Below are 6,199 nucleotides of genomic sequence, written 5' to 3'. Positions count from 1 at the left end.
CGCACGCTCATGCCGAGGGTGCCACGCCAGCGCCGGCCATCGGCCATGTGCTGGCGCAAGGCGACAATGGCGGCTTGCTGGCCGTCGACAAAGCACTCCTGCAGTGTGTCGGGGTTGCAGTTGTCCTGGATCAGCTGGGCAAATGCACGGTTGCACTCATGCACCTTGAGCCCGGCATCGAGCACGGCGATCGGTGCCGACACATTGTTGAAAATTTCCCGGAAGTTGGCCTCGCTTGCGCGCAGCGCCCGCTCGGTATCGCGCACCCGCATCAGGGTCCGCAGGGTGGCGACCAGCACATCCGGGTCCACCGGGTGCACCAGGTAGGCGTCGGCACCGGCATCGAGCCCGGTAATGATGTCGCCGGTCTGGATCGACGCCGCCGACACGTGAATTACCGGCAGCAAGGCGGTCTCAGGGTCGGCACGGAGCAACCGGACAATATCGAAGCCGCTCATGTCGGGCAGGTTGACATCCAGGATCAACCCATCGATCTGCTCACTGTGGATCAGTGCCAACCCCTCGCCACCGGTGCCCGCTTCGAGGATCTGGTAGCCATGCAACGCCAGGCGCCGGCGCAGCGCATAGCGGGTGGCTGCGTTGTCGTCGACGATGAGCAGGCGAATGTCAGGGTTCATCAGCGCTCTCCTGAGCCAGAGCCAGCGGAATGATGACAAAGAACGTGGAACCGGCGCCCGGTACGCTCTCCACCCCCACCTCGCCGCCCAGCAGGGCCGCGAAGCGTTTGCACAGTGACAAGCCAAGGCCGGTGCCGCGCAGGCGTTTCTGCAGCGGCGAGTCGATCTGGGCGAAGTCTTCGAACAAGCCACCCAGCAGCTCAGGGGCGATGCCGATGCCGGTGTCGGTGACAGCAAAACGGATCTGGTCGTTGCCCAGCAGTTGCGCCGACACCCGCACCTCTCCGCGGGTGGTGAACTTGAGCGCATTGGCGATGAAATTGCGCAGGATCTGCGCCAGCTTCTTGTCATCGGTGTAGATCTGCGGCAGCCCCTCTGGCTCTTCGAAGATCAGGTCCACGCTACCGGTGTCGACGATTGGCCGGAACATCCCGCGCAAGGCGGCGAACAGGTCGAGCATGTCGAACCAGGCTGGCGAGATGGTGATACGGCCGGCCTCGATCTTGGCCAGGTCGAGCAGGTCGTCGACCATGTCGCTGAGTTCGCGCGTTGCAATGCTGACGAAGGCCACCTGCAATTGCTGCTCCTTGCTCAGCGGCCCGTCCACCTCATCGGCGAGCAGGCTGGTGATGCTCAGGATCGAGCCCAGCGGCGTGCGGAACTCATGGCTCATGTAGGAAAGGAAGCGGCTTTTCAGGTCCGATGCCTGGCGTAACTGCTCGGCTTGGGTGTCCAGCTCTGCGTAGAGCGCCAGCACCCCCTGGTTGGTTTCTTCCAGTTCTGCGCGCAGCGCTTCATTTTCGGCCTGCAGGCGTGCCACACAGGCAGCCTGCGCGGCGCGGTTTTCGGGCGTTGACTCAGGCATGCACGGTCTCCAGGTCGAGCACCAGCACAGTCACATCGTCCCGCCCACGGCAGAAGTCGCGATGCAGTACCGCAGCGATCACGGCCGGGTGGCGGTGCAGCAGGCCCGGGTAGGCTTGGAGGTTCCAGCGAGATTGCAGGCCGTCACTGAACATGATCAACAGATTCCCCTTCACATGAGCGTAGTCGAACACTTGCCCCTTGCGGTACTGACCACCGACGATGCCCGGGTGAGAGGCCAGGCCACGCGGTCTATCGCCACCGACCAATGTTGCGCCAATGTTACCGATGCCGATGAACTTCACGCTGTCGTGCCCCCCTTCATACTGGGCAATCGCAACAGCCCCACCGCGCGTACCTGCCATGGCCTGGTGCAATTCGCCCAGCAGATGTAGCGGTGCACTGAACGGGCTCTGGGCGAACGCCTGGGCACCGGCCTTGGCGGCGCGTTCAGCCTCCTCGCCATGGCCCAGGCCGTCGATCAGCAACGCACTCAAACGCTGCTCGCCGAGCGTCACGTGCCACGTATCACCGCAGGCCGGGTCGTCATGCAGCGAATGCTGGCTGATACCCAGGCGAATGTCCCTGGGCGTATCAGCCTGTTTATAAAGGCGCGCCAGCACCACGGCCCCTTGGGCATCGCTGTGCACATCGAATACCTGCGCCAAGCGGCTGACAGCGCCCAGGCCAATACCCGCGGTTGCGCCGGTGGAGTAACCGTCGACCAGGCAATGGTTGAGGTCGAAACCTTGGCCGCGATCCACCGCCAGCAGTTCGATGCCAGGCTGGCTGGCAGGGCCAAGCACGCGCAGGTGCAGTTCGCCGCATTTGGCATGCTTGAGCACATTGCTGGCCAGTTCGGTCGCGACAATGGCCGCCCGGCCCGCATCGGTGGCGTCAAAGCCCTGCTGTTCGGCGAGTTTCTGCGCGACCCGTCGGGCGTGCCCGACCTGGGTGCCATCATCAATGCGCAGGACCTGGGTCAGGCTTGCGGTCAGGTTCATATCCATCGGGTGATCATTACCCGGGTGCCTTGCCCGGGCGCGGTATTCAGCTCGAACTCATCGACCAGGCGTCGCGCCCCGGTCAGGCCAAGGCCCAAGCCACTGCCGGATGTCCAGCCATCGGTCAAGGCCAGTTTGATGTCGGCAATGCCTGGCCCCTCATCCCGGAAGACCAGACGTACACCCGTACGCCCAGCCTCTTCGATGACCTCCCAGTCCATGTCGCCGCCCCCGCCGTACACCACGGTGTTGCGGGCCAGCTCACTCACGGCCGTGACCAGCTTGGTCAGGTCGACCAGGCGCATGCCGCAGTCACTGGCGAGCTTGCGCGTCAATTGGCGGGCCAGCACGACGTCCTGTTCGATGCGTACCGGCTGGCTGCCATGCTCGCGAATGGTCATGGGCGGCCTACCCGCTTGCGCAACAGGTGCATGCCACGATCGACATTGAGTGCAGTGCTGACCCCGGGCAGGGTTAGCCCGAGCTCCACCAGCGTGATCGCGACCGCTGGCTGCATGCCGACCAGAACGGTCTCGGCATCCATGATCCGTGACAACCCCGAAATAGTGGCGATCATGCGGCCGATGAACGAATCGACCATGTCCAGCGCCGAGATGTCGATCAGCACGCCCCGGGCGCTGGTGTGTTCGATGCGATCGGTAAGATCGTCCTGCAGGCGCAGTGCCAGTTGGTCATGCATGTCGACCTGGATGGTCACCAGCAGGAACTCGCCCATTTGCAATATGGGGATACGCTCCATTGCCTCACACTCGCTCGCCAGCAGTGGTACCCAGGCGCGACAGCGCCAGTTTCAGCGCATCGGCCAGGTTGGACTTGGTGGTCAGGGTGCCCAGGTCCAGGCCCAGGTGCACGATGGTTTGCGCAATCTGCGGGCGCACGCCGCTGATGATGCAGTCGGCGCCCATCAGGCGGATGGCGGTTACGGTCTTGAGCAGGTGCTGGGCCACCAGGGTATCGACCGTCGGCACACCGGTGATGTCGATGATGGCGATTTCCGAGCCTGTGTCGACGATGCGTTGCAACAACGACTCCATCACCGTCTGGCTGCGCTGGGAGTCAAGCGTGCCGATCAATGGCAGCGCCAGTACGCCCTCCCACAGTTTCACCACCGGGGTGGACAGCTCCAGCAGTTCCTCTTGCTGACGCTTGATCACTGCCTCGCGGTTTTTCTGGTAGGTGCGGATGGTATGCAACCCGAAGGCATCGAACAGTGAAGAAATTTCCCATAGCTGTTCGGCCAGCAGCGCGGGCTGCTCGCGGTAATGGGCTTGCAGCAGGTCGAACAGCGGCCCTTTCAGGGCAAAGATGAAGAACGCGGTCTGGTGGGATTCCTGACCGACCTGCGCACGGCTGGCAGAGAGTTTTTCCAGGAAGCGGCGCGTCTCCTCCCAGCCTTCGGCGCCAATGTTGGTGCCGCTCTCACGGCCCAGGCCGTCGATCACCAATTGCAGGAAATCACGGGTCTCCTGGCGCAGGTCCTGTTCACGGATATTACGCGCCGCCCCCTTGGCTTCGAGTGCTTCAAGCCAACTACGCTGCAATTGCGCCTGATTGCCGACAATCGCTTCCAACGTACTGCTTTGCAGTGCTGCCATGTCAAGTTCGCTCCGATATGCCTCGCCGGTGCCTCGAGAATCGTGCCGGCTCCGGAAAGTGACATTTGCCAATGAAAATAGTTGTGGCGATCGGCAATTAATTGCATTGCGCCGCCATGCGTGCCGCTAACTCTAGGCCATGTTTACGGCCCGCGTTGGCGACGAGCTATCTCCCGACAAGCAAATCGCAGCCCCCTACTTCCCCAGCCATGCATGAACCGCCGTTTAAACCTCGCCATCGTCGTGACCGCCGCCTTGCGGGCGCTACTGCCCGCCGGCTGCGGGCAAGCTGGCTAGAAATGCAGCGATCTGCCGGCTGCTGCGCAAGTGCACGGTAGCAACATCGGGCCCGATCGCCTGGCGCAGTGCATCGATACCTGGGCGGTAGCCACGGTCGAACTGCCACACGAAATTCAGGAACGTCAGGAACGCCCGGTCGAGCTTCTCTGTACACCCCGCTGGCAGGTCAGGCCGGGGCCGGTTCATCACGCTGCGTACGATCACCCGCTTGAAGCAGGTCAGCCGAGGCGTATCGAGCCAGATGACCAGGTCGGCACGGGGCAGGCGCAGGTCGAAGGTGCGCCGGGCATAGTTGCCTTCACACACCCAGGCCTGCCCCGCAATCGCCTCGCCGACCCGGGTGCGGAACTGCTCGGCGTCAGGCTCGACCCAGCCGGCCTCCCAGAACAAGGTGTCCAGGTGAACCACCGGCAGGCCGAGGCGCTTGCCCAGGGCGCGGGCAAGGGTCGACTTGCCGCTGCCGGCATTTCCCAGAATCACAATCCGTTGCATGGCGGCTTCCTGTGGCGAAAAAAGCCGGCAATTGTGCGGGTTTTGGCCAATCAACCCAAGACCAGAATGCGATCAAAGGCGCCGAATTACACTTTCTTACTCTTTCACGTGTACTCCAGGAAGACTGACCCTCACCAACTCGGCAAAGTACCGCGCACCGGTCATCAGTATTTCATCGTTGAAGTCATAGCCGGCATTGTGCAGGGGCGTCGCTCCGTCCTGCCCCTCTGCGCCGTTGCCAATGAACACGAAGTTGCCTGGCACCGTCTGGATGAATGCGCCGAAGTCTTCGGAAATCATCATGGGTGACACCTCTGGGTCTACGGCCTTGTCACCCACCACATTGCGTGCAGCTGCAATGGCAATGTCGGTATTGTTCGCCCAGTTAACGGTCGGCGCAAACTCGTGGCTGTACTCGAACCGGCACGTGGCGCCATGCATTCGGCAAATGCCTTCACTGATTTCGCGCATGCGCTGCTCAAGCAGACGCTGCACCTCAGAGCTGTAACTACGGGTGTCCCCTTTGATCGTCACATGCGTGGGGATGGCGTTGCGAATACCGTCAGTGACGAATTCGGTGCAGGAAATCACTGCAGGCAAGCTGGGGTCGACATTGCGCGAAACGATGGTTTGCAACGCCAGTACGATCTCGGCACCAATCACCAAGGGGTCGATACCCATGTGCGGCCGAGCCGCATGGGTGCCCCGCCCCTGGATCTGGATGACGAAGTTATCTTCGCTGGCCATGATCCCCCCAGCGCGCGTTGCGATATGGCCTGCCGGCATGCCAGGCATGTTGTGGGCACCGTAGATGGCATCCACCGGAAAGCGCTCGAACAGCCCATCCGCCATCATCGCCTTGGCGCCGCGGCCGTGTTCCTCCGCTGGCTGGAAGATGAACCTGACGGTACCCTCGAAGTCGCGCCTACTGCACAGAAGCGCTGCAGCGCCCAGGACCATCGCCATGTGCCCGTCGTGGCCACAGGCATGCATCTTTCCAGGGTTGCAGGACGCGTGAGCGCGCCCTTTCGCCTGCTCGGTGATGTTCAAGGCATCCATGTCGGCGCGAATGCCGATTACCCCACGCCCCTCCCCCACTGTCAGGCTTGCAACAACCCCTGTTCCGCCTATTCCCCTGTGCACTTCCAGGCCTAGACCTGTGAGGATGCTGGCAACCTCGTCTGCCGTCGTGAACTCTTCGAATCCGGTTTCAGGGTGGCGATGGAAGGTGTGCCGCCATTGCTTGATGCGCTGCTCGAATGCTTGCTCGTTGCTCATGCGGTGA

General features: G+C 62.5%; 8 protein-coding genes. All 8 read right to left on the bottom strand.

Annotated features, from left to right (window positions below; genetic code table 11):
* Positions 1-638: response regulator transcription factor (locus NP534_RS03400; RefSeq protein WP_274097777.1), on the bottom strand; the 638-nt coding region annotated here is incomplete at its 3' end.
* On the bottom strand, positions 628-1,503 hold the full coding sequence (locus tag NP534_RS03395) for a sensor histidine kinase (protein WP_186664427.1): 876 nt from the start codon (positions 1,501-1,503) through the stop codon (positions 628-630). The genes NP534_RS03395 and NP534_RS03400, both read right to left, overlap by 11 nt.
* Positions 1,496-2,512: an anti-sigma regulatory factor gene (locus tag NP534_RS03390; RefSeq protein WP_186664429.1), complete on the bottom strand. Its 1,017-nt coding sequence runs from the start codon at positions 2,510-2,512 to the stop codon at positions 1,496-1,498. The genes NP534_RS03395 and NP534_RS03390 overlap by 8 nt, the downstream gene beginning before the upstream one ends.
* Complete coding sequence (locus NP534_RS03385) at positions 2,503-2,907, bottom strand: anti-sigma regulatory factor (RefSeq protein WP_186660907.1); 405 nt, start codon at positions 2,905-2,907, stop codon at positions 2,503-2,505. The genes NP534_RS03390 and NP534_RS03385 overlap by 10 nt, the downstream gene beginning before the upstream one ends.
* Positions 2,904-3,266, bottom strand: coding sequence for an STAS domain-containing protein (locus NP534_RS03380; protein ID WP_033698520.1), 363 nt, complete (start codon positions 3,264-3,266; stop codon positions 2,904-2,906). The genes NP534_RS03385 and NP534_RS03380 overlap by 4 nt, the downstream gene beginning before the upstream one ends.
* A gap of 4 nt (positions 3,267-3,270) precedes the next feature.
* Positions 3,271-4,122 (bottom strand): STAS domain-containing protein, encoded by an 852-nt coding sequence (locus tag NP534_RS03375; RefSeq protein WP_156311480.1) that lies wholly within the window; start codon positions 4,120-4,122, stop codon positions 3,271-3,273.
* A 264-nt stretch (positions 4,123-4,386) separates the two neighbouring features.
* On the bottom strand, positions 4,387-4,914 hold the full coding sequence (locus tag NP534_RS03370; protein ID WP_274097776.1) for an AAA family ATPase: 528 nt from the start codon (positions 4,912-4,914) through the stop codon (positions 4,387-4,389).
* A gap of 96 nt (positions 4,915-5,010) precedes the next feature.
* Positions 5,011-6,192, bottom strand: a complete 1,182-nt coding sequence (locus NP534_RS03365; protein WP_274097775.1) for a M20 aminoacylase family protein — start codon at positions 6,190-6,192, stop codon at positions 5,011-5,013.
* Positions 6,193-6,199: the final 7 nt, after the last annotated feature.

Source organism: Pseudomonas sp. 39004 (genome assembly GCF_028682155.1).
GTDB lineage: Bacteria > Pseudomonadota > Gammaproteobacteria > Pseudomonadales > Pseudomonadaceae > Aquipseudomonas > Aquipseudomonas capeferrum.
The sequence above is the reverse complement of the archived record's forward strand: the minus strand, read 5'-3'. Positions and strand labels throughout refer to the sequence as shown.

What these genes read in the sequence shown, in the direction of transcription:
- NP534_RS03380 (WP_033698520.1), bottom strand. Translation starts at nt 3,266, where the DNA reads ATGGAGCGTATCCCCATATTGCAAATGGGCGAGTTCCTGCTGGTGACC.
- NP534_RS03370 (WP_274097776.1), bottom strand. Translation starts at nt 4,914, where the DNA reads ATGCAACGGATTGTGATTCTGGGAAATGCCGGCAGCGGCAAGTCGACC.
- NP534_RS03365 (WP_274097775.1), bottom strand. Translation starts at nt 6,192, where the DNA reads ATGAGCAACGAGCAAGCATTCGAGCAGCGCATCAAGCAATGGCGGCAC.
- NP534_RS03395 (WP_186664427.1), bottom strand. Translation starts at nt 1,503, where the DNA reads ATGCCTGAGTCAACGCCCGAAAACCGCGCCGCGCAGGCTGCCTGTGTG.
- NP534_RS03375 (WP_156311480.1), bottom strand. Translation starts at nt 4,122, where the DNA reads ATGGCAGCACTGCAAAGCAGTACGTTGGAAGCGATTGTCGGCAATCAG.
- NP534_RS03385 (WP_186660907.1), bottom strand. Translation starts at nt 2,907, where the DNA reads ATGACCATTCGCGAGCATGGCAGCCAGCCGGTACGCATCGAACAGGAC.
- NP534_RS03390 (WP_186664429.1), bottom strand. Translation starts at nt 2,512, where the DNA reads ATGGATATGAACCTGACCGCAAGCCTGACCCAGGTCCTGCGCATTGAT.